Source organism: Streptomyces sp. NBC_01351, from assembly GCF_036237315.1.
Lineage (GTDB): Bacteria > Actinomycetota > Actinomycetes > Streptomycetales > Streptomycetaceae > Streptomyces.
In genome coordinates this window covers 2488119-2511675 of the sequence record NZ_CP108356.1, presented here as the reverse complement: position 1 = coordinate 2511675, position 23557 = coordinate 2488119, and the positions used below count along the sequence as shown (strand labels likewise).

Here is a 23557-nt window from a genome sequence, read left to right as displayed (position 1 = left end):
CTGCGGGTGTCGGAGTCGTACGTGTACGCGGTCGCCTGCATACCGGAACTGTATCGGGCCGTGTGGAGCCCCACGCCAAGGGCAAGGGCGGTCCGCAGATCCGCCGCCGTGTCCACGTCGCGGCGCACGCTGTCGACGCCCTCCAGCGCGATTTCCACCGCCCCCGAGGCCGAATGCCTGGCCCGCGACGGCCCCCCGAACGAGGGTGCCAATTCCACAGCCGGAGCAGCCGAAAGCAAGGTCGTCCCGATTCCGGCGGCATCCGCCAGAAATGCCCGGGGAAATGCGGCCGCGGTATCGAGCACGCGTAGCAATTCGGGGGGCCGCAACGCGGGCAGATCGGCGTTCATCGCCGCCACCGCCGCCCCGGGCCGCCCCGCCCGTACCACCCGCGCCCCGTGGGCCAACGCCGCGTTGAGCCCGGCCCCCGGTGCGTCCGCGACGATCCGCGCCCCCAGCCTGGCCAGTTCCGCACCGGCCGCCGCGTCGTCCGTGACGACCACCACATCCGCGACCGCGGTGCAGGCCAGCGCCCCCGCGACGGTGTCCTGGGCGAACGCCAGGGCGAGCCCGGGACGGGCCGCACCCACGGCCGTGGCGAGGCGGCTCTTGGCCACCGCCAGAGGCTTCAGCGGGACCACCAGACTCCAGACGGCGTTCGTGGCCGCCCCCTTCCCTCGGGATTCCCTCCGGCGCGCTCGGCCACCATTGTCACCTTCCGCCCGGACGGCCCCGGGGCGGGGCGCCGTGAGCGGGGCGTACGGTGTTCTCGACAGAGACCGGGCATGGGGCCACACTTGTCCGGCCCGACGAGGTGCCCAAACCGCGCACCGGTCCTAGAGGAAGGTGTCCGAGTGTCCCGCCGCAGAATCGGCTTCTGGTACCGCCTTGCGGCGGCCATCGCGAAACCGCCGCTGGTAGTGCTCTTCAAGCGGGACTGGCGGGGAATGGAACACATTCCGGCCGAGGGCGGATTTATCACCGCCGTCAATCACAACTCGTATCTGGACCCGCTCTCCTACGCGCACTTCCAGTACAACACCGGCCGGGTGCCCCGATTGCTCGGCAAGGCGGCCCTCTTCGAGGTGCCCATTGTCGGTGCGATCCTGCGCGGCAGCGGCCAGATCCCGGTCTACCGGGAGTCCACCAACGCCCTGGACGCATTCCGGGCCGCCGTGGACGCCATCGAGCGCGGCGAATGCGTGGCCTTTTACCCGGAGGGCACCCTCACCCGTGATCCCGACATCTGGCCGATGGCCGGCAAGACCGGCGCCGCCCGGGTGGCGCTGCTGACCAAGGCCCCCGTCATTCCGGTGGCCCAGTGGGGCGCGAACCTCGCGATGCCGCCCTACGCCAAGGAGAACAAGCTCAGCCTGTTCCCGCGCAAAACCCTCCAGGTGCTCGCCGGACCGCCCGTGGACCTCTCCGCTTACTACGACCGGGAACCCACCCCGGAAGTACTCAAGGAGGCCACGGAGGTCATCATGGCGGCCATCACCGAGCTGCTGGAGGAACTGCGCGGCGAAACCGCGCCCGAGCAGCCGTACGACCATCGCAAGGCCAGGGCGGAACAGCGGCGCAAGGCCGCAGGGGAGGGCAACAAGTGACACGTCCCGTGAAGGCGGCCGTTTTCGGAACAGGCTCCTGGGGCACGGCCTTCGCCATCGTGCTCGCCGACGCCGGCTGCGAGGTGACCCTGTGGGGCCGCCGCCAGGAGCTGGTCGACGCCATCAACACCGGCCGGACCAACCCGGACTACTTCCCCGACGTCGAACTCCCCGCGGGCATCCGGGCCACCACCGACCCGGCGGAGGCCGCGGCCGGCGCCGACTTCACCGTCCTCGCCGTCCCGTCCCAGACCCTGCGCGGCAACCTCGCCTCCTGGGCGCCCCTGCTGGCCCCGGACACCGTGCTCGTCTCCCTGATGAAGGGCATCGAACTCGGCACCGCCAAGCGGATGAGCGAGGTCATCGAAGAGGTGGCCAAGGTCCCCGCCGAGCGCATCGCCGTGGTGACCGGACCCAACCTGGCCCGCGAGATCGCCGCCCGGCAGCCCGCCGCCTCCGTCGTCGCCTGCGTGGACGAAGCCGTGGCCCAGCGCCTCCAGACCGCCTGCCACACCCCGTACTTCCGCCCGTACACGAGCACCGACGTCATCGGCTGCGAACTCGGCGGCGCCGTCAAGAACGTCATCGGCCTCGCCGTCGGCATCGCGGACGGCATGGGCCTCGGAGACAACACCAAGGGCTCGCTCATCACCCGCGGACTCGCCGAAGCGACCCGCCTGGGCATCGCGATGGGCGCCGACCCGCTCACCTTCTCCGGCCTCGCCGGCCTCGGCGACCTCGTCGCCACCTGCTCCTCACCGCTCTCCCGGAACCACACCTTCGGCACCAACCTGGGCCGCGGGATGACCCTGGAGGAGACCATCGCGGTCACCAAGCAGACCGCCGAGGGCGTCAAGTCCTGCCAGTCCGTGGCCGATCTGGCCCGCCGCCACGGCGTGGACATGCCGATCACCGACACCGTGGTGGACATCGTCCACCACGGCAAGCCCACCCTCGTCGCGCTCAAGGAACTGATGGGGCGCAGCGCCAAGCCGGAACGTCGCTGACACCTTTCCGGACGCATGAGCGGGTACCCTCGTGGCGATATGAGCAGCGAGAACCTCCCCCAGACCCCTGAGCAGCAGGGCCGCAAGCCCCGCGTGGCCGTCGTGTTCGGCGGCCGCAGCTCGGAACACGCCATCTCGGTCGTCACGGCGGGCGCCGTGCTGCGCTCCATCGACCGGTCCAAGTACGAGGTGCTGCCCATCGGCATCACCACGGACGGCCGATGGGCGCTCACCGCCGACGAGCCCGACCGGATGGCCATCGCCGACCGACAGCTCCCGAGCGTCGAGGAGCTCGCGGACTCCGAGGACGGCTCCGTCGTGCTCTCGGTCGACCCCGCCAGCCGCCAGGTCGTCTACACCGAGCCGGGCGCCGTTCCCAAGGCCCTGGGCGAGGTCGACGTCGTCTTCCCCGTGCTGCACGGCCCGTACGGCGAGGACGGCACCCTCCAGGGCCTCCTGGAGCTCTCCGGGATCCCGTACGTCGGCTCGGGCGTCCTGGCCTCGGCCGTCGGCCAGGACAAGGACTACATGAAGCGGGTGTTCACCTCCTTCGGGCTGAAGGTCGGCCCGTACGTGACCATCCGCCCCCGCGAGTGGGAAGCCGACCAGGACGCCGCCAAGGCCAAGATCACGGACTTCGCCGCCGAGCACGGCTGGCCGCTGTTCATCAAGCCCGCCCGGGCCGGCTCCTCGATCGGCATCACCAAGGTCGACGACGCCTCCGGCCTCGACGCGGCGATCCGCGAGGCCCGCCGCCACGACCCGAAGTTCATCGTGGAGGCGCTGCTGCGCGGCCGCGAGATCGAGTGCGGCGTGCTGGAGTTCGAGGACGGTCCGCGCGCGAGCGCGCCCGCCGAGATCCCGCCGGTCTCCAGCCACGACTTCTACGACTTCGAGGCGAAGTACATCGACTCCGCCACCGGGATCGTGCCCGCCCCGCTCACCCCCGAGCAGACCGCCGAAGTGCAGCGGCTCGCGATCGAGGCGTTCGACGCCGCGTCCTGCGAGGGTCTCGTGCGCGCCGACTTCTTCCTCACCGAGGACGGCGAGTTCGTCATCAACGAGATCAACACGATGCCGGGCTTCACCCCGATCTCCATGTACCCGCTGATGTGGCAGAAGACGGGCATCGAGTACCCGGAGCTGGTGGACAGCCTGATCCAGGCGGCCCTGCGCCGCTCCACCGGACTGCGCTAGCCGCACCGGGCTCCGTACCGCAGACCGCCCGCCGGCCGGCCCCGAAAGGGCCGGCCGGCGGGCGGTCGGGGTGAGGGGAGCGAGGGCCGCGGCCCTCAGTACGAGGAGACGCCCTCGGGCACGGCCTTGGCCACGGCCGTGGACAGGCCGACGAGCATTCCCGCGTCCGTGGCATGCTCCTTATCGACCAGGACCTCCGTGTACGCCCGCCGCAGCCCGGTGGTGAACCGGAAATCCCCGTTGTCGAGCTTCTCCAGCAGCCAGGCGACTCCGTTCACGTTGACGCCCTCCTGCTTCGGATCCGCCATCGCGGGGGGCTTGGGGATACCGCACCGCAGTACGATCGCCGAGCCGCCCCACGCGGCGGTCAGAGCGGACTCCGGTTCGGTCCGGGTCCGCGCCAGACCGGCCACCGTCTCCGGGAGCTCCCCGTGCAGCGCTGCACAGAGCCCCGCGACTTCGGCCGGCGGCGTGGGCGGCGGGTCCACCCGGGCCTCGGAATCACCCGGGGAGCACGCCGAGAGGGCCACGAAGGCCATCGCGGCGAGCACGGCGGACATGGGACGGACACGGAAGGGCCGGCGGTGGAGGGACATCACCGGCCAACAGTAAACGGGGGCTACAGATGGACCACCGGGCAGGTCAAGGTGCGGGTGATCCCCTCCACCTGCTGGACCTTGGCGACGACCATGCGGCCGAGCTCGTCCACGGTGTCGGCCTGGGCGCGCACGATCACGTCGTACGGGCCCGTCACGTCCTCGGCCTGGATCACCCCCGGGATCTGGCCGATGGACTCGGCGACGAACGACGCCTTGCCCACCTCGGTCTGGATAAGGATGTACGCCTGTACCACGGAACCTCCAGGGCGGCCACGAGGATCATTTCCCCTAACCTTCGGGTGGGCCCCACACGATCGAAGGGGCCGGGGGAAGAAGGGACGCCACGGTACCGCGTCGCCGAGCGCCAAGGGGAGACCCCAGGCCACGGCGCCGCGCGCAGCGGGGCGTACGGAGAGCAGAAGTTGACGTATCTGTTGACGGTACCCAGAGCTGTGACGGCTCGCGACCGCAAGCGGACTGGGCAAGAAGGGGCACAGCGATGAAGGGCACTGTGGGCGAGCTGGGGGAGTTCGGGCTGATCAGGGAGCTCACCTCACGGCTCACCACCACCCCGGCGGTCCGGCTCGGACCGGGCGACGACGCCGCAGTGGTGTCGGCCCCCGACCGGCGGGTCGTGGCGAGCACCGACATCCTGCTGGAGGGCCGGCACTTCCGGCGCGACTGGTCCACGGCCTACGACGTCGGCCGCAAGGCCGCCGCGCAGAACCTCGCCGACATCGCCGCCATGGGCGCGGTGCCGACCGCACTGCTCCTCGGCCTCGTCGTCCCGGCCGAGCTGCCGGTCACCTGGCCCACCGAGCTGATGGACGGCATCCGCGACGAGTGCCAGGTCGCCGGCGCGGCCGTGGTCGGCGGAGACGTCGTGCGCGGCGACACCATCACCGTCGCCATCACCGCCCTCGGCGACCTGCGCAACCACGAGCCGGTGCTGCGCTCCGGCGCCCAGCCCGGCGACGTCGTCGCCGTCACCGGCTGGCTCGGCTGGTCCGCCGCGGGCTTCGCCGTGCTCTCGCGCGGCTTCCGCTCCCCGCGGGCCTTCGTCGAGGCGCACCGGCGCCCCGAGCCGCCGTACCATGCGGGCCCCGCGGCCGCCGGACTCGGCGCCACCGCCATGACCGACGTCAGCGACGGCCTCATCGCCGACCTCGGGCACATCGCCGAGGCCAGCAAGGTGCGCATCGACCTGCACACGGCGGCCGTCGACATCCCGACCCAGATGCACGACATCGGTCAGGCCGTCGGCGTGGACCCGCTGCAGTGGGTGCTCACCGGGGGAGAGGACCACGCCATCGTGGCCACCTTCCCGCCCGACGTGAAGCTGCCCGCCCGCTGGAAGGTCATCGGAGAGGTGCTCAACCGCTCCGCGCTGCCCCAGGTGACCGTGGACGGCGCCCCGTGGACCAGCACCGGCGGCTGGGACCACTTCGGGGGCGACCCGGCCGTCCTGGACGGTTCTGCGTGAGCGTCGCCCCGCCGCTGTGCCTGACCGTCGCCGGATCCGACTCCGGCGGCGGCGCGGGCATCCAGGCCGACCTCAAGACCATGCTGGCCCTCGGCGTCCACGGCATGAGCGTGGTGACCGCCGTGACGGCGCAGAACTCCCTCGGGGTGCGGGGTGCCTGGGAACTGCCCGCCGAGGCCGTCAGGGGCCAGTTCAGGGCCGTCGTGGACGACATCGGAGTCCAGGCGGTGAAGACCGGGATGCTCTCCTCCACCGTGCTCGTGGAGACCGTGGCCGAGCTGCTGGCCGGCACGGCCGCCCCGGCCGTCGTGGACCCCGTCGGCCTCTCCAAGCACGGGGACGCGCTGCTCGCCGCCTCCGCGCTGGACGCCGTACGCCAGGAGCTGCTGCCCCGGGCCACCGTGGCCACGCCCAACCTGGACGAGGTGACGCAGCTGACCGGCGTCGTCGTCGAGCGCGAGGACGACATGCGGCGGGCCGCCGACGCGATCCTCGGCCACGGCCCCCGCTGGGCGCTCATCAAGGGCGGACACCTGGCGGCCCACGGGGACGAGGCCGCCGACCTGCTCACCGACGGGACCGAGGAACTCTGGCTGCGCGCCCCCCGGCACGCCAACCGGCACACCCACGGCACCGGCTGCACCCTCGCCAGCGCCATCGCGGCCGGCCTCGCCAAGGGCCTGACCGTCCCGGACGCCGTCGCGGAGGCCAAGCGGTACGTCACGGGCGCCCTCACCGCCGGCTTCCCGCTCGGCGGGGGCATCGGCCCGGTGGACCACGGCTGGCAGTGGCGCTGAGGGTGCCGACGGTTTCAGGGCAAGACAAAAGGCCGGTTCACCAGAGGTGAACCGGCCTTTTGTGGCAACCGGAAGGGCTGCGCTACGACGGAAGGCGTCAGCGCGAGACCTTGCCGGCCTTGATGCACGAGGTGCAGGCGTTGAGGCGCTTCGGCGTCCCATTGACCACGGCACGGACACGCTGGATGTTCGGGTTCCAGCGACGCGAGGTGCGGCGGTGCGAGTGGGAAATGCTGTTGCCGAAGCTCGGCCCCTTGGCGCAAACGTCGCAGTTGGCAGCCACAGGTCACTCCAAAACTTCAGATGCAATTACAGTGAAATCCGGCGCACCGGATCAGAAGTCTGAAGTGGTTTGCCGGAAGAATGGCCCGACTCTCATCGGGCAACCGGAGCAGCATACAACGACTGCTCCCGTCCAAGAAAACTACCATGGCTGCCGCCGACCCCGCCCCGCGGTCCCGCCGTCCCGGCAGTCCTTCGTTACCCTGCGGTGAACCCTGGCCCGCACAAGGAGGAACGCCCGGTGCCGCACGAGCCGCAGTCGCAGCCCCCTGACGAGCTCGACGCCGAAGCGGTGCGCACCTGGAGCTCGCTGGCCCTGGCCGCACTGGGCCGGGCCCGCGAGGACATCGACGCGATCAACGTCTACCCGGTCGCCGACGCGGACACCGGCACCAACCTCTACCTCACCGCCGAATCGGCCGACCGCGCCCTCGCGCAGGTGACACAGGACACAGCGCAGACCTCCCTGGCCGAGGCCGTACGGGCCTACGCGCACGGCGCGCTCATAGGCGCCCGCGGCAACTCCGGGACGATCCTGGCGCAGCTGCTGCGCGGCGTGGCCGACGTACTGGGCGAGGAGCCCGGGGAGCGCGGGCCCGGCCGGCTGCTGGCCCAGGCGCTGACCCGGGCCGCTGAGGAGGCATACCAGGCCGTCGCGCACCCGGTGGAGGGCACCATGCTCACCGTCGCCGCCGCGGCGGCGAGGGCCGGGCAGGCCGCCGAGTCCGCCGCGGGGACCGTCGCCGACGTGGCCGGGGCCGCCTACGAGGGAGCCCGTACCGCCCTCGCCGAGACCCCCGGGCAGCTGGCCGAGCTGGGCCGGGCCGGGGTGGTCGACGCGGGGGGCTGCGGGCTGGTCGCCGTACTGGGAGCCCTGTGGCAGGCGCTGTCCGGGGAGGAGCCGGTTCAGGAGGCGGTACGCGGCCGGGCCGTGCCCGTACCGCAGACGCCCGAGCCCTGCGCGCAGGAGGCCGGGCCCGCGTACGAGGTGGTCTACCTGCTGGAGGCGACCGAGGCGGCCGTGGAGGAACTGCGCGCCCGCCTCGACGGGCTCGGCGACTCGCTGGTGGTGGTCGGCGGCGACGCGCTGTGGAACGTCCACGTCCACGTCGACGACCCCGGCGCGGCCGTGGAGGCCGGCGTCGTGGCCGGCCGCCCCTACCGGATACGGATCACGCACTTCGGCGACGAACGGCGCCGGGCGCGCGGCGAGCGGGCCCAGCGGGCCGTGGTCGCCGTGGTCCCCGGCGAGGGACTGGCCGGACTGTGCGAGGAGGCCGGCGCGACCACCGTGCTCGCCCGCGCCGGGGAGGTCCCGGAGATCGCCGAACTCGTCGACGCCGTGCGGCGCGCGCACGCCCGTGAGGTGGTCCTGCTGCCGGGGAGCGCCGAGTCGCGGGCGGTGGCGGCCGCGGCGGCCGAACGGGCCCGCGCCGAGGGCGTACGGGTCGCCGTCATCCCCACCCGCTCGGCAGTCCAGAGCCTGGCCGCCCTCGCCGTGCACGACGCGGACGGCAGCTTCGACGAGGACGTGGTCGCCATGACCGCGGCCGCCGGCGCCACCCGCTACGGGGAACTGGCCGTCGCCGAACGGCAGTCCTTCACCTCGGCCGGCATCTGCCAGGCCGGCGACGTGCTCGGCCTCATCGACGGGGACGTCGCCGTCATCGGCGCGGGCCTGCCCGAGACCGCCGAGGCCGTCCTGGACCGGATGCTCGGCTCCGGCGGCGAACTCGTCACCCTGGTCCTGGGCCCCGAGGTGCCGGACGCGCTGGCCGAGCGCCTGGAGGCGTACGTACAGCACGGGCACCTGGCCGTCGACACCGTCACCTACCGGGGCGGCCGTTACTCGGCGCCGCTGCTCATCGGGGTGGAATAGCGGGCTTGTCGGCGCCATGGTGTGCAATGAACACGTGCCCGCGCTCGACGAAGACCTCAAGAAGACGCTCGGCCCCGCCACCGCCAAGGTGCTGGCCGAGCAGCTCGGCCTGCACACGGCCCTGGACCTGCTCCACCACTACCCACGCCGGTACGCCGAGCGCGGGGAGCTGACCTCCCTCACGGACCTCGCCGACCAGATCGACGAGCACGTCACCGTCGTCGCGCAGGTCGCCGACGCCCGGCTGCTGACGTACCAGGGCAGCCGCGGCGGCGGGAAGCGCCTCGAAGTCACCATCACCGACGGCAACGGCCGCCTCCAGCTGGTCTTCTTCGGCGCCGGGGTCCACAAGCCGCACAAGGAACTCCTGCCCGGCAGCCGCGCGATGTTCGCGGGCAAGGTCTCGATGTTCAACCGCAAGCTCCAGCTGGCCCACCCCGCCTACGAGCCGCTCGGCGCGGACGCCTCCGACCGGGACGCGGCGGCCGCCTTCGCCGGCCAGCTCATCCCGATCTACCCGGCCTGCGCGAAGCTGGAGTCCTGGAAGATCGCCAAGTGCGTGGACGCGGTACTGCCCAGGGCCCAGGAGGTCGTGGACCCGCTGCCGCCCGCCCTGCGCGAGGGGCGCGGACTGGTCCCGCTCACCGAGGCCCTCCTCAAGATCCACCGGCCGACCACCAAGGCCGACATCGAGGACGCCCGCCAGCGCCTGAAGTGGGACGAGGCCTTCGTCCTCCAGGTCGCCCTGGCCCGCCGCCGGCACGCCGACTCCCAGCTCCCGGCCGTCCCCCGCCGCCCCACCCCCGGCGGCCTGCTCGACTCCTTCGACGCCAAGCTCCCGTTCACCCTCACCGAGGGCCAGCAGACGGTCTCCAAGGAGATCTTCGACGACCTGGCCACCGAACACCCCATGCACCGCCTCCTCCAGGGCGAGGTCGGATCCGGGAAGACGATGGTGGCTCTGCGCGCCATGCTCACCGTCGTGGACTCCGGGGGGCAGGCCGCGATGCTCGCGCCCACCGAGGTGCTCGCCCAGCAGCACCACCGCTCCATCACCGAGATGATGGGCGAGCTGGCCGAAGGAGGCATGCTCGGCGGCTCGGACCAGGGGACCAAGGTCGTGCTGCTCACCGGGTCGATGGGGATGCCCGCGCGCCGGCAGGCGCTGCTCGACCTGATCACCGGCGAGGCCGGGATCGTGATCGGCACGCACGCCCTGATCGAGGACAAGGTGCAGTTCCACGACCTCGGGCTGGTCGTCGTCGACGAACAGCACCGCTTCGGCGTGGAGCAGCGCGACGCGCTGCGGTCCAAGGGGAAGCAGCCCCCGCACCTGCTGGTGATGACGGCGACCCCGATCCCGCGCACCGTCGCGATGACCGTCTTCGGCGACCTGGAGACCTCCGTCCTCGACCAGCTGCCCGCCGGGCGTTCTCCGATCGCCACGCACGTGGTGCCCGCCAAGGACAAGCCGCACTTCCTCGCCCGGGCCTGGGAGCGGGTCCGCGAGGAGGTGGAGAACGGCCACCAGGCGTACGTGGTCTGCCCGCGGATCGGCGACGAGGAGGAGCCGAAGAAGAAGGGCTCCGCGCTGGACGAGGACGAGAAGCGGCCGCCGCTCGCCGTCCTGGACATCGCCGAGCAGCTCACGCGCGGACCGCTCGCCGGACTGTCGGTGGAGGTGCTGCACGGCCGCATGGACCCGGCCGACAAGGACGACGTCATGCGCCGGTTCGCCGCCGGAGAGGTCAAGGTGCTCGTCGCCACCACCGTGATCGAGGTCGGGGTGAACGTCCCGAACTCCACCGTCATGGTGATCATGGACGCGGACCGCTTCGGCGTCTCCCAACTCCACCAGCTGCGCGGCCGCGTCGGCCGCGGCTCCGCCCCCGGGCTGTGCCTGCTGGTCAGCGAGATGCACGAGGCGAGCCCAGCCCGGGCCCGGCTGACCGCCGTCGCGGACACCCTCGACGGCTTCGAGCTCTCCCGGATCGACCTGGAACAGCGCCGCGAGGGCGACGTGCTGGGCCAGGCCCAGTCCGGGGTGCGCTCCTCTCTGCGGGTGCTGTCCGTCATCGAGGACGAGGAGGTCATCGCCCAGGCCCGGGAGGAGGCCGGCCGCGTGGTCGCCGCCGATCCGGAGCTGGAGCGGCTGCCGGGCCTGCGCACCGCCCTGGACGCACTCCTGGACACCGAGCGGGAGCAGTATCTGGAGAAGGGCTGACAATGGGGGTGCTCGTTGTCCCCCGAGGAGATTGAAGGAACCCCCAGATGACCCGCGTGATCGCCGGCAGCGCCGGCGGGCGACGGCTGGCCGTGCCCCCCGGCACCGGCACCCGGCCGACCTCGGACCGGATGCGCGAAGGGCTCTTCTCCACGTGGGAGTCGCTGCACGGCCTCGAAGGGGCCCGGGTGCTCGACCTGTACGGCGGCTCCGGCGCCGTGGGCCTGGAGGCCCTCTCGCGCGGCGCGGCCCACGCGCTGCTGGTCGAGGCCGACGCCAAGGCGGCCAAGGCGATCCGGGACAACATCAGGACGCTGGGCCTGCCCGGCGCCGAGTTCCGGGCGGGCAAGGCCGAGCAGATCGTGGCGGGAGCCGCGCTCGCAGACCCGTACGACATCGTCTTCCTGGACCCGCCGTACGCCGTGGACCACGCGGAACTGTGCGAGATCCTCCTCACACTCCGGTCCAATGGCTGGCTCACGGACGACGCGCTCGTCACCGTGGAGCGCAGCACGAGGAGCGGCGCCTTCCCGTGGCCCGAGGGCTTCGAGCCGCTCCGGTCGCGGAAGTACGGCGAGGGCACCCTTTGGTACGGTCGCGCCGCCTTCACCAGCGAAGACTCATGAACGAGGGAGCTCAGTTGCGCCGCGCCGTCTGTCCCGGGTCCTTCGACCCCATCACCAACGGACACCTCGACATCATCGGACGCGCCTCCAGGCTCTACGACGTCGTGCACGTCGCCGTGATGATCAACCAGTCGAAGAAGGGCCTGTTCACCGTCGAGGAGCGGATCGAGCTGATCCGCGAGGCGGTCGCGGACTACGGCAACATCGAGGTCGAGGCCTTCCACGGGCTGCTCGTCGACTTCTGCAAGCAGCGGGACATCCCGGCCATCGTCAAGGGCCTGCGTGCCGTCAGCGACTTCGACTACGAGCTCCAGATGGCCCAGATGAACATGGGCCTGTCGGGCGTCGAGACGCTGTTCGTCCCGACCAACCCCACCTACAGCTTCCTGTCCTCCTCGCTGGTCAAGGAGGTCGCGACCTGGGGCGGCGACGTCGCCCACCTGTTGCCCGCGCACGTGCACACGGCGCTGATGGAACGGCTGCGCAACCGCTGATCCGCAGGCCGGCTGTCTGACGGGCCGTCAGTCAGTGTCGGGCGCCCGCCCGGTGGCCTTACAGTCGTGGCGTCCGTCTCAGGAACCGCCCGAGGCCGAGAGAGTGCGAGCCCCCATGGACGTGCAGAAGAAGCTCGACGAGATCGTCGCGGCCGTCGGCGGCGCCCGGTCCATGCCCATGTCGGCCTCCTGCGTGATCAACCGCGCCGAGCTGCTCGACCGGCTCGAAGAGGTACGCCAGGCGCTCCCCGGCTCGCTCGCGCAGGCGCAGGAGCTCATCGGCGGCCGCGAGCAGATGGTCGAGGAGGCCCGCCGGGAGGCGGAGCGGATCATCGAGTCCGCCCACAACCAGCGCGGCTCGCTGATCTCCGACACCGAGATCGCGCGCCGCTCCCAGGCCGAGGCGGACCGGATCCTGGACGAGGCCCGCCGGGAGGCCGAGGAGATCCGGGCCGAGGCCGACGACTACGTCGACAGCAAGCTCGCGAACTTCGAGGTCGTGCTGACCAAGACCATCGGCTCGGTGGACCGGGGCAGGGAGAAGCTGCTGGGCCGCGGCCCGGGGCTGGACGAGCACGGCTACGCCGACGCCGAGGCGCCCGAGCGCAGCCACGACCCCGAGACGCAGCGGCAGCAGGCGGACGCGTACGTGGACACCAAGCTGGCGACCTTCGAGGCGGTGCTCTCCAAGACCCTGGAGGCCGTGGGGCGCGGCCGGCAGAAGCTGCTGGGCCGGGTGCCCACGGACGACCTCGGCGCGCACATGGCCGCCCAGGAGGCCGCCGGGGGCCGGTCCTCCCGCTCGGAGAGCGACGCGGACTTCCTGGCCGGCCTGGCCGAGCCGGAGGCCCCGGTGGCCGTGCCGATCCCGGCGCAGGCGGAGCCGGTGTACGACACGTACGGCTACCAGCCGGTGCCGCAGCAGCAGGACGCCTATGCGTACCAGGACCCGTACGGCTACCAGCAGCAGCCGGACCCGTACCCCGGTGCAAGCACCGGCTCCACCGGAGCGGCTTACGCCGCGCACTATGTCGCGCAGCAGCCGGACCCCTACGCGGCGTACCAGCAGCAGCCCGAGCCCCAGCAGGCCTCGCTCGACGAGACCAGCTTCTTCGACACGAGCATGATCAATCTGGACCAGCTGCGCCAGTACGAGCAGGGGCGCTGAACCCGGATTGGGCTCAGGGCGAAGCGGCGGGTATCCTGGCTCTTCGGTCGCGCGTATGCACCGCGATCCATGCTGCCCTTGAGTGGCGGAAATTTTGATCTTCAGCGATCCGTGAAAGCAGGAACAGCCCTGAACACCCGCCTCGACCACCGCAACCCCCTCGTGTTCGACACGCACGAGTTGGGCCGGCGTCCTGGTGCCATGCAGCGGCTGTCCCGTGAGATCGCGACACCGGCGGACTTCGGTCTCGTCGGCGTCATCGGAGTGCCGGAAGGTGCCCCGCTGAAGCTCAGCATCCGCCTCGAGTCGGTCATGGAAGGTGTGCTTGTCACAGGCACCGCCCGTGCATCGGCCGTAGGGGAGTGCGTAAGGTGTCTGGAGTCCGTCGAGCGCGAGCTCAAGGCGGACTTCCAGGAGATGTTCTCGTACCCTGACGCCGACGACCGGAGCCGCTCGAAGGCGGAGCCGGCCGACGACGCCGAGGACGACGAGGACACGCTCTACCTCGAGGACGGCTTGTTCGACCTCGAACCCGTGCTGCGGGATGTGGTGGTGCTCGCACTGCCCATGCAGCCGGTGTGCCGGGAGGACTGTCTCGGACTGTGCCCCGATTGCGGGCTCAGCCTGAACGACGACCCGGACCACCACCATGACGCCGTCGACATCCGTTGGGCGGCATTGCAGGGACTCGTCGTGACCGATCAGGACGACGAGAAGGACAACATGAGCGGCACTGCCTCTGACGGAGTTCAGGGCGCCGCCGAGAAGCAGGAGAAGTAGCCGTGGCTGTTCCGAAGCGGAAGATGTCGCGCAGCAACACGCGCCACCGCCGGTCGCAGTGGAAGGCTGCGGTCCCCACCCTGGTTTCGTGCGAGCGTTGCCAGGAGCCGAAGCTCCAGCACATTGCGTGCCCGAGCTGCGGCACCTACAACAAGCGCCAGGTCCTCGAGGTCTGAGCGGCTGGTGAGAGGCGCAATGTCTGAGCTGTCCAACGCTGAGAAGCAGGCAGACAGTAACAACGCGGCCTCGTCCCACACGCTTCTGGAAGGGCGGCTCGGGTATCGACTCGAGTCCGCCCTTCTGGTGCGTGCACTGACCCACCGTTCGTACGCGTACGAGAACGGCGGTCTGCCCACCAACGAACGCCTGGAGTTCCTCGGGGACTCCGTGCTGGGCCTGGTGGTCACGGACACGCTGTACACGACCCACCCCGATCTCCCCGAGGGCCAGCTGGCCAAGCTCCGGGCCGCGGTGGTCAACTCACGCGCACTTGCGGAGGTCGGGCGCGGCCTCGAACTCGGCTCCTTCATCCGGCTCGGCCGGGGCGAAGAGGGCACGGGCGGCCGGGACAAGGCCTCCATCCTCGCCGACACCCTTGAAGCGGTGATCGGCGCGGTCTACCTCGACCAGGGCCTCGACGCGGCCTCGGAGCTGGTTCACCGGCTCTTCGACCCGCTTATCGAGAAGTCCTCGAACCTCGGTGCCGGCCTGGACTGGAAGACCAGTCTCCAGGAGCTGACGGCAGCCGAAGGTCTTGGCGTACCGGAATACCTGGTCACCGAGACCGGTCCGGACCACGAGAAGACCTTCACCGCTGCCGCCCGCGTCGGTGGTGTCTCGTACGGCACCGGCACCGGCCGCAGCAAGAAGGAAGCGGAACAGCAGGCGGCGGAGTCCGCGTGGCGCGGGATCCGTGCCGCCGCGGACGAGCGGATCGCGGCCGAGGCCGCAGCCGCTGCCGCTCCGGCCGAAGCCCCGGCTCCGGCCGAGGCGGAGGACGGCGGGACGCCGAACCCCGCCGAACCGGCGCCCGGCGCCTGACGCCCGACCCTTCCTTCGGGATTGCCCCGCCCCGTCACCTGCGCAGCAGGCGGCGGGGCGGACCCGTTTCACCGACCCCGCGGGGCCGGTGAGTACGCTCGTCGATGAGAGCCCGATCCGATCCCTCCGGAGGAACACCGTGCCCGAGCTGCCCGAGGTCGAAGTCGTCCGGCGGGGGCTGGAGCGCTGGGTGGCCGGGCGGACCGTGGAGACGGTCGAGGTCCTGCACCCGAGGGCCGTACGGCGCCACGCGGGCGGCGGCGCGGACTTCGCGGCGCGGCTGCGGGGGGAGACCATCGGGGTGCCGCGGCGGCGCGGGAAGTACCTGTGGCTTCCCCTTGAGGGCGGCCACCAGTCCGTGCTGGGGCACCTCGGGATGAGCGGGCAGCTGCTCGTGCAGCCGCAGGACGCCCCGGACGAGAAGCACCTGCGGATCAGGGTGCGGTTCACTGATTCCGACAGCGGCTCCGCCGCGGGCGCCGCGGGGAGCGAGCTGCGCTTCGTGGACCAGCGGACCTTCGGCGGGCTGTCGTTGCACGAGAACACCCCCGACGGGCTGCCCGACGTCATCGCGCACATCGCGCGCGACCCCCTGGACCCGCTGTTCGACGAGGGGGCCTACCACCTGGCGCTGCGCGCCAAGCGGACCACCGTCAAGCGGGCTCTGCTGGACCAGTCCCTGATCAGCGGGGTCGGGAACATCTACGCCGACGAGGCGCTGTGGCGCGCGAAGCTGCACTACGAGCGCCCCACCGCCACCCTCACGCGCCCCCGGAGCGCGGAACTCCTCGGCCACGTCCGGGACGTCATGAACGCCGCCCTCGCGGTCGGCGGCACCAGCTTCGACAGCCTGTACGTCAATGTGAACGGCGAGTCGGGCTACTTCGACCGCTCGCTCGACGCCTACGGGCGCGAGGACGAGCCCTGCCGCCGCTGCGGTACGCCGATGCGGCGCCGGCCGTGGATGAACCGGTCGAGCTACTTCTGCCCGCGCTGTCAGCGGCCCCCGCGCGTCTCGTCGTAGAACTGCCGGGCCGACAGCACCTGCGGCATGTTCCCCTCCAGGAGGTGGATGAGGGAGATGAGCCGGTCCGCGACCTCGACGCCGAGCGGGGTCAGTTCGTAGTCGACGCGGGGCGGGTTCGTGGGCTGCGCCTCGCGGTGGACCACGCCGTCGCGCTCCAGCGCGTGCAGGGTCTGGGAGAGCATCTTCTCGCTCACGCCCTCCACGCGTCGGCGCAGTTCGTTGAACCGGCACGGGCCCTCGCGCAGGGCGCCTATGGTCAGACTGCCCCAGCGGCCGGTGACGTGTTCCAGGGTCTCGCGGGACGGGCAGGTGCGCGCGAAGACATCGAACGGTAGTTCGGAATCGGCGGCTTCGGTACAGACGATGGGTGCATCCATGAACAACAGCCTACCCCTGGGTAGCGCTAACTGCTGGGTTGCGCTTTCTGAAAGTTAGTGGTTTTCTCGTTCTTGTCGCACCGCACCTCGTGGCGCGACAAGAAAGCTTTTTGAGGGAGAGATCACCTTGTCCGGTATCACGCACGCCCCCGTCGTCTCGATCGCCTACCACTCGGGTTACGGCCACACCGCGGTCGTCGCGGAGGCCGTGCGCACCGGCGCCGCCGAGGCCGGGGCCACGGTCCACCTGATCAAGGTCGACGAGATCGACGACGCCCAGTGGGAGCTGCTCGACGGGTCCGACGCGATCGTCTTCGGCTCGCCGACCTACATGGGCACCGCCTCCGGCGCCTTCCACGTCTTCGCCGAGGCCACCTCGAAGCGCTGGTTCGGCGACACCTGGCAGGACAAGGTCGCCGCCGGCTTCACCAACTCCGCGTCCAAGAGCGGCGACAAGCTGCACACCCTGCAGTTCTTCCAGATCCTTGCCGCGCAGCACGGCATGAGCTGGGTCAACCTGGGCCTGAAGCCGGGCTGGAACTCCAGCACCGCCTCCGAGAACGACCTCAACCGCCTCGGCGTCTTCGCCGGCGCCGCCGCGCAGACCAACTCCGACGAGGGCGCGGACGCCGTGCACAAGGCCGACATCGCGACCGCGGAGCACCTGGGCCGTCGGGTCGCCGAACACACCCGCGTCGTGGTGGCGGGCCGCGCGGCCCTCGCCGCGCTCTAGGGCCGGGTGGGTCTGGGGCCTGCCTTTCGGGCGGGCCCTAGAAGCCGAAGTTCTGCGTCCACCAGGGGCCGCCGGCGGCGAAGTGGGCGCCGACGCCCAGGGTGCGGAACTCGCAGTTCAGGATGTTCGCCTTGTGGCCCGGGCTGTTCATCCAGGCCTTCATCACGGCCTCGGCGTCGCCCTGGCCGCGGGCTATGTTCTCGCCGCCGAGGCCCGAGATGCCGGCCTTGGCCGCGCGGTCCCAGGGGCTGTTGCCGTCGGGGTCGGTGTGGCTGAAGAAGTTGCGGGTGGCCATGTCCTTGCTGAAGGCACCCGCGAGCGCCGCAAGCGGCGGGTTCGCCCGCACCGGACCGCATCCCGCCTGGGCGCGCTCCTGGTTCACCAACGCCACCACGGCCGCCTCCTCGGCGGAGTGACCGTCATCCGGGGTCGGGGTCGGGGTGGGGGTCGGTGCCGGAGCGGTCGTCTTCTGCGGAGCCTTGGTCGAGGGGGCCGGCTTGGCGGGGGCGGGAGGAGAGGTCGAGGCGGAGGCGGAAGGGCTCGGCGAAGTGCTGGGGGAGGCGCTCGGCGAGGGGGACGCGGAGGGGCTCGTCGACGGTGAGGCCGAGGTGCTGCCGGCGGGGGTGGGGGCCGGGGCCTGCGGGGTGCGGCCGGACAGGTTGGCGAGGCCGCCGAGCGGCTGCGTCACGCTGTCGGGGCGTGGCGTGGGCGCCTTGGCGTTGGCCTGCTTCGTGCCCGCGTCGCCGGAGGCGCTGACACCCACGTAGGGGAAGGAACCGCCCACCGGCACCATGCCGGTGGTGACGGCCGCCGTACCGAGGGCCACGGCCACCGAGACCCCCAGCAGGCCGGTGCGCAGGGCGGTGCGGCGGGCGCTGCCGGGGCGCGGCGCGGCGGGGAGTCGGTGGCGTCCCATCGGCCTCGTTCCTTCCCTATAAGATCAAGATCGTCCTTTGCTCGCCCGAACGGGTGAGCTCATTGGTGCGCGACTGTACGCCATGGCACCAGGGGGCGATGTGCCCCGAAATTGTTTGCCCGGTTAGCGTTCACGCATGAATGAAGATGTCCGTCTGATCGCCTGGGTGCGCGGCTGTGTACAGGGAGTGGGCTTCCGCTGGTTCACCAGGGAGAACGCTCTGGGGATCGGCGGGGTCGTCGGCTTCGCGCTCAACCTCGACGACGGGCGAGTACAGGTGGTGGCCGAGGGTCAACGTGAGAATTGCCACCGGCTGCTCGACTGGCTGCGGTCCGCCGACACGCCCGGCAGGGTCGACGGAGTGACAGAGATCTGGGGCACACCGCGCGGTGGCTACGACGGATTCGCGATCCGTTGACCGATCGACTGATCATGCACTGAACACACCCGTGGAGTGACCGCATGCGGTCGGAACTGCACGTTCCTCGTCGAGACGTTGCCGACGGGAGCGATCCGTGGAAGGCTCGGAGTCGAGGATGATCTCCACGCCCCTTGCGGGCGCTGGGCTGCCCGCCGATACGGGGCGTGATCGTGTTGACCGTCAAACTTTTTGGTGAGACGCTGGAAGCCCCGCGCACCTGAGCTGTTTGGCAGTGTTGGCAGTAGTAAGCGCAGTGACTGTCGGTCGCTGTCGGACATCCGCGGGTGCGATTCCCTCACGACCCACACCGCTTCGGTCGGTCACTCAGTGTGGAGGACCATCCATCATGGCAAAGGCGCTTCTCGGTTACGTCGGCGGTTCCGATCCGCGACTCCTCGCCGAGATGCGACGGCTTCAGCAGCGCGTCCAGGACCTCGAGTCCGAGCTCGTACGGATTCAGTCCGAAAATGACGCGCTGAACGCGGCCGCCGCCCAGCACGACGGAGATTCGCTGCTGGACCGCATCGACATCGACGTACCCCAGGCGGAGCCTGCGCTCACCTGATCCGCGCTACTCGTCGCTTGACTCCAGCCCCGCATGATCTGCAAGGGACGCTCCGGCGTCCCTTCTTTCTTTCACAGTGCGCCGTGCCTGGAAGACGGCGCGCCCCGATGCGTCGGGGCAGGCGGAACCCGGTCATTCCTTTAACGTCAGTTGTGCCCTGCACCTTCATGGGTGAAACCGAACGCGAAAGGTAGAGTCCGGCGGCGTGCACCTCAAGTCCCTGACCCTGCGTGGCTTCAAATCCTTTGCTTCCGCCACGACCCTGCGCTTCGAACCCGGCATCACGTGTGTCGTGGGTCCGAACGGCTCGGGCAAGTCCAATGTGGTGGACGCGCTGTCCTGGGTCATGGGCGAACAAGGGGCCAAGTCCCTGCGCGGCGGGAAGATGGAAGACGTCATCTTCGCCGGGACCACCGGCCGGCCGCCGCTCGGGCGCGCCGAGGTCTCGCTGACCATCGACAACTCCGACGGCGCGCTGCCCATCGACTACGCCGAAGTCACCATCACCCGGATCATGTTCCGCGGCGGCAGCAGCGAGTACCAGATCAACGGTGACACCTGCCGCCTGCTCGACATCCAGGAGCTGCTCTCCGACTCCGGCATCGGCCGCGAGATGCACGTCATCGTCGGGCAGGGCCAGCTGGACTCCGTCCTGCACGCCGACCCCATGGGCCGCCGCGCCTTCATCGAGGAGGCGGCCGGAGTCCTCAAGCACCGCAAGCGCAAAGAGAAGGCGCTGCGGAAACTGGACGCGATGCAGGCCAACCTCGCGCGCGTACAGGACCTGGGCGACGAGCTGCGGCGCCAGCTCAAGCCCCTCGGGAGGCAGGCGGCCGTGGCCCGCCGGGCGGCCGTGATCCAGGCCGACCTGCGCGACGCCCGGCTTCGGCTGCTCGCCGACGATCTCGTCACGCTGCGCCGCGCGCTCGACGACGAGCTCGCCGACGAGGCGGCGCTGAAGGAACGCAAGGAGGCCGCCGAGGCGCAGCTCGCGGACGCGCTGCGCCGCGAGGCCGCACTGGAGGCGGCGGTGCGGGAGCTGGCCCCGCGGCTCCAGCGGGCCCAGCAGACCTGGTACGAGCTGTCGCAACTGGCCGAGCGGGTACGCGGGACCGCCTCCCTGGCCGACGCGCGGGTCAAGAGCGCGACGGCTCCGGCCGAGGAGGAGCGGCGCGGCCGCGACCCGGAGGACATGCGGCGGGAGGCCGCGCGGATCCGCGAGCAGGAGGCGGAACTGACGGCGGCTCTGGAAGCGGCCTCGCGGGCCCTGGAGGACACCGCCGAACACCGGGGCGAACTGGAGCGGGCCCTGGCGGAGGAGGAGCGCCGGCTGCGGGACGCGGCCCGGGCCATCGCCGACCGGCGCGAGGGGCTGGCCCGGCTGACGGGCCGGCTCGGCGCCGCCCGCTCCCGCGCGGGGGCGGCGCAGGCCGAGATCGACCGGCTGGTCGCGGCGCGCGACGAGGCGGAGCGCCGGGCCGGCGCCGCGCAGGCTGAGTACGAGGCCCTGGCGGAGGAGGTCGGCGGGCTGGACGAGCCTTCGCTGGACGCGGAGCACGAGGCGGCCCGGGCGGAGCTGGCGGCCGCGGAGACGGGGCTGTCCGCCGCGCGGGACGCCCTCTCCGAGGCGGAACGCTCGCGCGCGGCCGTGTCGGCGCGGCGCGACGCCCTCGCGCTGGGGCTGCGGCGCAAGGACGGCACGGGGGCGCTGCTCGCCGCGCGCGAACGGCTGGCCGGGCTGCTGGGCCCGGTCGCCGAGCGGCTCTCGGTGACCCCGGGGCACGAAGCCGCCGTCGCCGCCGCGCTGGGCTCGGCCGCCGATGCGCTGGCCGTGGCCTCCCCGGGGGCGGCGGCCGAGGCCATCCGGCACCTGCGGGACGCCGATGCGGGGCGCGCGACGCTCCTGATCACCCCGCCGGCCGCCCTGCCGGGCGGGGGCGGGCCTCCTGCGGGTCCGGCCTCCCCGTCCGCGGTCCTGCCGGGCCAGAGCCACGCCCCTGACCTGGGGGCCGCAGGGCAGACCCGGGAACAGGCTGATCCGGCGGCCGTGCCGCTGCCGGGCCAGGGCTCGGGGCCCGGCCCGATCTCGGCTGGGGCTGGGGGAGGGGGAGTCTTCCCCCACCCCGCCCCTTCCCGAAACCGGGGCTCCGTCCCGGACCCGGCTCCTCAAACGTCGGAGGGGCTGGAATCGCGCTCGGCGCACCCAGGCCCTCCCGTCGGGCTGACGTTCCGCGCAGCGGCATTTCCAGCCTCGCCTGCGATTGAGGCGCGGGGTCCGGGGCAGGGCCCTGGCGGCGAAGCCGAAGCGGGAGCGGGGCTGCCCGCCGCGCTGCTCGGCGGCGAATCCCCTGGAGGAGCCGTGCCCGCTGCCGCCTTGGTCGGCGGGGATGCCGAGGTGCGGCGGGCCGTTGAGTGGGTGCTGCGGGACCACTTCGTGGTCGGCACGCTCGAAGACGCCGAGGCGCTCGTCGCGGAGCGGCCCGCCGCGGTGGCCGTGACCCTCGACGGGGACGTGCTCGGCGCGCACCTCGCGCACGGCGGCTCCGCCGGCGCGCCCACCCTGATCGAGGTCCAGGCCGCCGTCGACGAGGCGGCGGGGGAGCTGGCCCGGCTGGACGAGCGCTGCCTGGAGCTCGCCGCGGCGCGGGAGGCCGCCCAGGCGCGCCGCCAGGACGCGGCGGCCCTGGTCGAGGAGCTCTCCCTTCGGCGGCGGGCCGCCGAACAGGCCCGCGCCGGGGTCGCGCAGCAGCTCGGGCGGCTCGCCGGGCAGGCGAAGGGGGCCGCCGGCGAAGCGGAGCGCGCCACCACCGCCGCCGCCAAGGCGCAGGACGCGCTGGAGCAGGCGCTGGCCGAGGTGGAGGAGTGCGCCGAACGGCTCGCCAGCGCCGAGGAGATCCCCGTAGAGGAGGAGCCCGACAGCTCCCGACGGGACCGGCTCGCGGCCGACGGTGCCAACGCCCGGCAGACCGAGATGGAGGCCCGGCTGCAGCTCAGGACCCATGAGGAGCGGGTCAAGGGGCTGGCAGGCCGGGCCGATTCCCTCGACCGTGCGGCCAGGGCCGAGGAGGAGGCCCGGGCGCGGGCCGAGCGGCGCCGCGCCCGCCTCGCGTACGAGGCCCGGGTGGCCCGCGCCGTCGCCGACGGCTCCCGCCAGCTGCTCGCGCACGTGGAGGTGTCGCTGCGCCGGGCAGAGGAGGAGCGCGCCGCTGCCGAACACGCCAAGGGTCTGCGGGAGCGGGAGCTGGCCGATGCCAGGAACCACGGCCGCGATCTCAAGGGTGAGCTCGACAAGCTCACCGACTCGGTGCACCGCGGCGAGGTGCTCGGCGCCGAGAAGCGGCTGCGCATCGAGGCGCTGGAGGCCAGGGCGTTGGAGGAGTTCGGCATCGAGACGGCCGGGCTCGTCGCGGAGTACGGACCGGACCAGCCGGTGCCCTCCTCCCCGCCCGCCGAAGGCGAGGAGCTTCCCGAGGACCCGGAACACCCACGCAACCTGCCCGGCCCCTTCGTACGGGCCCAGCAGGAGAAGCGGCTCAGGGCCGCCGAGCGCGCCTACCAGCAGCTCGGCAAGGTCAACCCGCTCGCGCTGGAGGAGTTCGCGGCGCTGGAGGAGCGGCACCAGTTCCTCAGCACCCAGCTGGAAGATCTGCGGAAAACGCGCGCCGACCTCCTTCAAGTGGTGAAGGAGGTGGATGCGCGCGTCGAGCAGGTCTTCACCGAGGCGTACCACGACACGGCCCGGCAGTTCGAGGGCGTGTTCTCGCGGCTGTTCCCCGGTGGCGAGGGCCGGTTGATCCTCACCGATCCCGACAACATGCTGGCCACCGGGGTGGACGTGGAGGCGCGTCCGCCGGGCAAGAAGGTCAAGCGGCTGTCGCTGCTCTCGGGCGGCGAGCGCTCGCTGACGGCCGTCGCGCTGCTGGTCTCCATCTTCAAGGCGAGGCCCAGCCCGTTCTACGTGATGGACGAGGTCGAGGCGGCGCTCGACGACACCAACCTGCAGCGGCTGATCCGGATCATGGAGGAGCTCCAGGAGAGCTCGCAGCTGATCGTGATCACCCATCAGAAGCGGACGATGGAGGTCGCCGACGCCCTCTACGGCGTCTCGATGCAGGGCGACGGGGTCTCCAAGGTCATCAGCCAGCGCCTCCGCTGAGAAGCTTTCACTTCAGGAAGTGAAGTCGTTGGCATCAGATGCTGCCGCTTTGCGCTCGAACCCCGGGTCTTGACTTCAGAAAATGAACACATAAGCTCGCTCCGCTGTCTCCCGCCTTCGGGTGGTGCCCGATCTTGAACTGTGCGCCACTAAGAGGACGGACAAAACACCACGGAGC

The 23557-nt window shown here is 71.7% G+C and carries 23 protein-coding genes and 1 pseudogene; 18 read left to right on the top strand and 6 right to left on the bottom strand.

Features of this window, described 5'->3' with window-relative positions; genetic code table 11:
- Window positions 1–41: 41 nt before the first annotated feature.
- A pseudogene (cofC, locus tag OG625_RS11115) lies at window positions 42–644 on the bottom strand (2-phospho-L-lactate guanylyltransferase); the annotation flags it as partial.
- Between the two features lie 210 nt (window positions 645–854).
- Here cofC and OG625_RS11110 point away from each other — a divergent pair.
- Genes OG625_RS11110 through OG625_RS11100 form a run of 3 tightly spaced genes read left to right on the top strand, consistent with a single transcriptional unit; the run spans window position 855 to window position 3811 of the window.
- Window positions 855–1607 (top strand): lysophospholipid acyltransferase family protein, encoded by a 753-nt coding sequence (locus tag OG625_RS11110; protein ID WP_329378855.1) that lies wholly within the window; start codon window positions 855–857, stop codon window positions 1605–1607.
- Complete coding sequence (locus OG625_RS11105) at window positions 1604–2614, top strand: NAD(P)H-dependent glycerol-3-phosphate dehydrogenase (protein WP_329378853.1); 1011 nt, start codon at window positions 1604–1606, stop codon at window positions 2612–2614. The genes OG625_RS11110 and OG625_RS11105 overlap by 4 nt, the downstream gene beginning before the upstream one ends.
- A 39-nt stretch (window positions 2615–2653) precedes the next feature.
- Window positions 2654–3811, top strand: a complete 1158-nt coding sequence (locus tag OG625_RS11100) for a D-alanine--D-alanine ligase family protein (protein WP_329378851.1) — start codon at window positions 2654–2656, stop codon at window positions 3809–3811.
- Between the two features lie 95 nt (window positions 3812–3906).
- Here OG625_RS11100 and OG625_RS11095 read toward each other — a convergent pair whose 3' ends face one another.
- Window positions 3907–4407, bottom strand: a complete 501-nt coding sequence (locus tag OG625_RS11095; protein ID WP_329378849.1) for a DUF3515 domain-containing protein — start codon at window positions 4405–4407, stop codon at window positions 3907–3909.
- Between the two features lie 23 nt (window positions 4408–4430).
- Window positions 4431–4664, bottom strand: coding sequence for an Lrp/AsnC family transcriptional regulator (locus OG625_RS11090; protein ID WP_030028650.1), 234 nt, complete (start codon window positions 4662–4664; stop codon window positions 4431–4433).
- A 245-nt stretch (window positions 4665–4909) separates the two neighbouring features.
- Here OG625_RS11090 and OG625_RS11085 point away from each other — a divergent pair, with 245 nt between their 5' ends.
- Entirely contained in the window at window positions 4910–5893 is a 984-nt protein-coding gene (locus tag OG625_RS11085) for a thiamine-phosphate kinase (RefSeq protein WP_329378847.1), read from the top strand.
- A complete protein-coding gene (thiD, locus tag OG625_RS11080) occupies window positions 5890–6690 on the top strand; it encodes a bifunctional hydroxymethylpyrimidine kinase/phosphomethylpyrimidine kinase (RefSeq protein ID WP_329378845.1) in 801 nt (266 codons plus the stop codon). The genes OG625_RS11085 and thiD overlap by 4 nt, the downstream gene beginning before the upstream one ends.
- A 97-nt stretch (window positions 6691–6787) precedes the next feature.
- Here thiD and rpmB read toward each other — a convergent pair whose 3' ends face one another.
- Window positions 6788–6973 (bottom strand): 50S ribosomal protein L28, encoded by a 186-nt coding sequence (gene rpmB, locus OG625_RS11075; protein WP_073911113.1) that lies wholly within the window; start codon window positions 6971–6973, stop codon window positions 6788–6790.
- A 240-nt stretch (window positions 6974–7213) separates the two neighbouring features.
- Here rpmB and OG625_RS11070 point away from each other — a divergent pair, with 240 nt between their 5' ends.
- The 9 genes from OG625_RS11070 (at window position 7214) to mutM (ending at window position 16208) form a co-directional block, all read left to right on the top strand.
- Window positions 7214–8851 carry a DAK2 domain-containing protein gene (locus OG625_RS11070; protein WP_329378843.1) on the top strand — a complete coding sequence of 546 codons (1638 nt, stop codon included), beginning with the start codon at window positions 7214–7216 and terminating at the stop codon, window positions 8849–8851.
- A 16-nt stretch (window positions 8852–8867) separates the two neighbouring features.
- Window positions 8868–11075: an ATP-dependent DNA helicase RecG gene (gene recG, locus OG625_RS11065; RefSeq protein ID WP_329378841.1), complete on the top strand. Its 2208-nt coding sequence runs from the start codon at window positions 8868–8870 to the stop codon at window positions 11073–11075.
- A 47-nt stretch (window positions 11076–11122) separates the two neighbouring features.
- A complete protein-coding gene (rsmD, locus tag OG625_RS11060; RefSeq protein WP_329378839.1) occupies window positions 11123–11701 on the top strand; it encodes a 16S rRNA (guanine(966)-N(2))-methyltransferase RsmD in 579 nt (192 codons plus the stop codon).
- 14 nt (window positions 11702–11715) lie between these two features.
- On the top strand, window positions 11716–12195 hold the full coding sequence (gene coaD, locus OG625_RS11055) for a pantetheine-phosphate adenylyltransferase (protein ID WP_329390567.1): 480 nt from the start codon (window positions 11716–11718) through the stop codon (window positions 12193–12195).
- 115 nt (window positions 12196–12310) lie between these two features.
- Complete coding sequence (locus OG625_RS11050) at window positions 12311–13363, top strand: DivIVA domain-containing protein (RefSeq protein ID WP_329378837.1); 1053 nt, start codon at window positions 12311–12313, stop codon at window positions 13361–13363.
- Window positions 13364–13432: 69 nt separating this feature from the next.
- Window positions 13433–14143 (top strand): YceD family protein, encoded by a 711-nt coding sequence (locus OG625_RS11045; protein WP_329378836.1) that lies wholly within the window; start codon window positions 13433–13435, stop codon window positions 14141–14143.
- Window positions 14144–14145: 2 nt separating this feature from the next.
- Complete coding sequence (rpmF, locus tag OG625_RS11040) at window positions 14146–14319, top strand: 50S ribosomal protein L32 (protein WP_003965982.1); 174 nt, start codon at window positions 14146–14148, stop codon at window positions 14317–14319.
- A gap of 19 nt (window positions 14320–14338) precedes the next feature.
- Entirely contained in the window at window positions 14339–15184 is an 846-nt protein-coding gene (gene rnc, locus OG625_RS11035; RefSeq protein WP_329378834.1) for a ribonuclease III, read from the top strand.
- 139 nt (window positions 15185–15323) lie between these two features.
- Window positions 15324–16208 carry a bifunctional DNA-formamidopyrimidine glycosylase/DNA-(apurinic or apyrimidinic site) lyase gene (mutM, locus tag OG625_RS11030; protein ID WP_329378832.1) on the top strand — a complete coding sequence of 295 codons (885 nt, stop codon included), beginning with the start codon at window positions 15324–15326 and terminating at the stop codon, window positions 16206–16208.
- Here the strand turns inward: mutM and OG625_RS11025 are convergent.
- Window positions 16181–16588: a winged helix-turn-helix transcriptional regulator gene (locus OG625_RS11025; RefSeq protein ID WP_329378830.1), complete on the bottom strand. Its 408-nt coding sequence runs from the start codon at window positions 16586–16588 to the stop codon at window positions 16181–16183. The genes mutM and OG625_RS11025 overlap by 28 nt on opposite strands.
- A gap of 127 nt (window positions 16589–16715) precedes the next feature.
- Between OG625_RS11025 and OG625_RS11020 the strand changes: the two genes are divergently transcribed.
- Window positions 16716–17321: a flavodoxin family protein gene (locus tag OG625_RS11020; RefSeq protein WP_329378829.1), complete on the top strand. Its 606-nt coding sequence runs from the start codon at window positions 16716–16718 to the stop codon at window positions 17319–17321.
- 37 nt (window positions 17322–17358) lie between these two features.
- Here OG625_RS11020 and OG625_RS11015 read toward each other — a convergent pair whose 3' ends face one another.
- Window positions 17359–18237, bottom strand: a complete 879-nt coding sequence (locus OG625_RS11015) for a CAP domain-containing protein (protein ID WP_329378827.1) — start codon at window positions 18235–18237, stop codon at window positions 17359–17361.
- Window positions 18238–18373: 136 nt separating this feature from the next.
- Between OG625_RS11015 and OG625_RS11010 the strand changes: the two genes are divergently transcribed.
- The 3 genes from OG625_RS11010 (at window position 18374) to OG625_RS11000 (ending at window position 23379) form a co-directional block, all read left to right on the top strand.
- On the top strand, window positions 18374–18655 hold the full coding sequence (locus OG625_RS11010; protein WP_329378825.1) for an acylphosphatase: 282 nt from the start codon (window positions 18374–18376) through the stop codon (window positions 18653–18655).
- A gap of 349 nt (window positions 18656–19004) precedes the next feature.
- The gene (locus tag OG625_RS11005) at window positions 19005–19223 is read left to right on the top strand and encodes a hypothetical protein (RefSeq protein ID WP_030708500.1); all 219 of its coding nucleotides are present in this window, start codon (window positions 19005–19007) and stop codon (window positions 19221–19223) included.
- A 205-nt stretch (window positions 19224–19428) separates the two neighbouring features.
- On the top strand, window positions 19429–23379 hold the full coding sequence (locus tag OG625_RS11000) for an AAA family ATPase (protein ID WP_329378822.1): 3951 nt from the start codon (window positions 19429–19431) through the stop codon (window positions 23377–23379).
- Window positions 23380–23557: the final 178 nt, after the last annotated feature.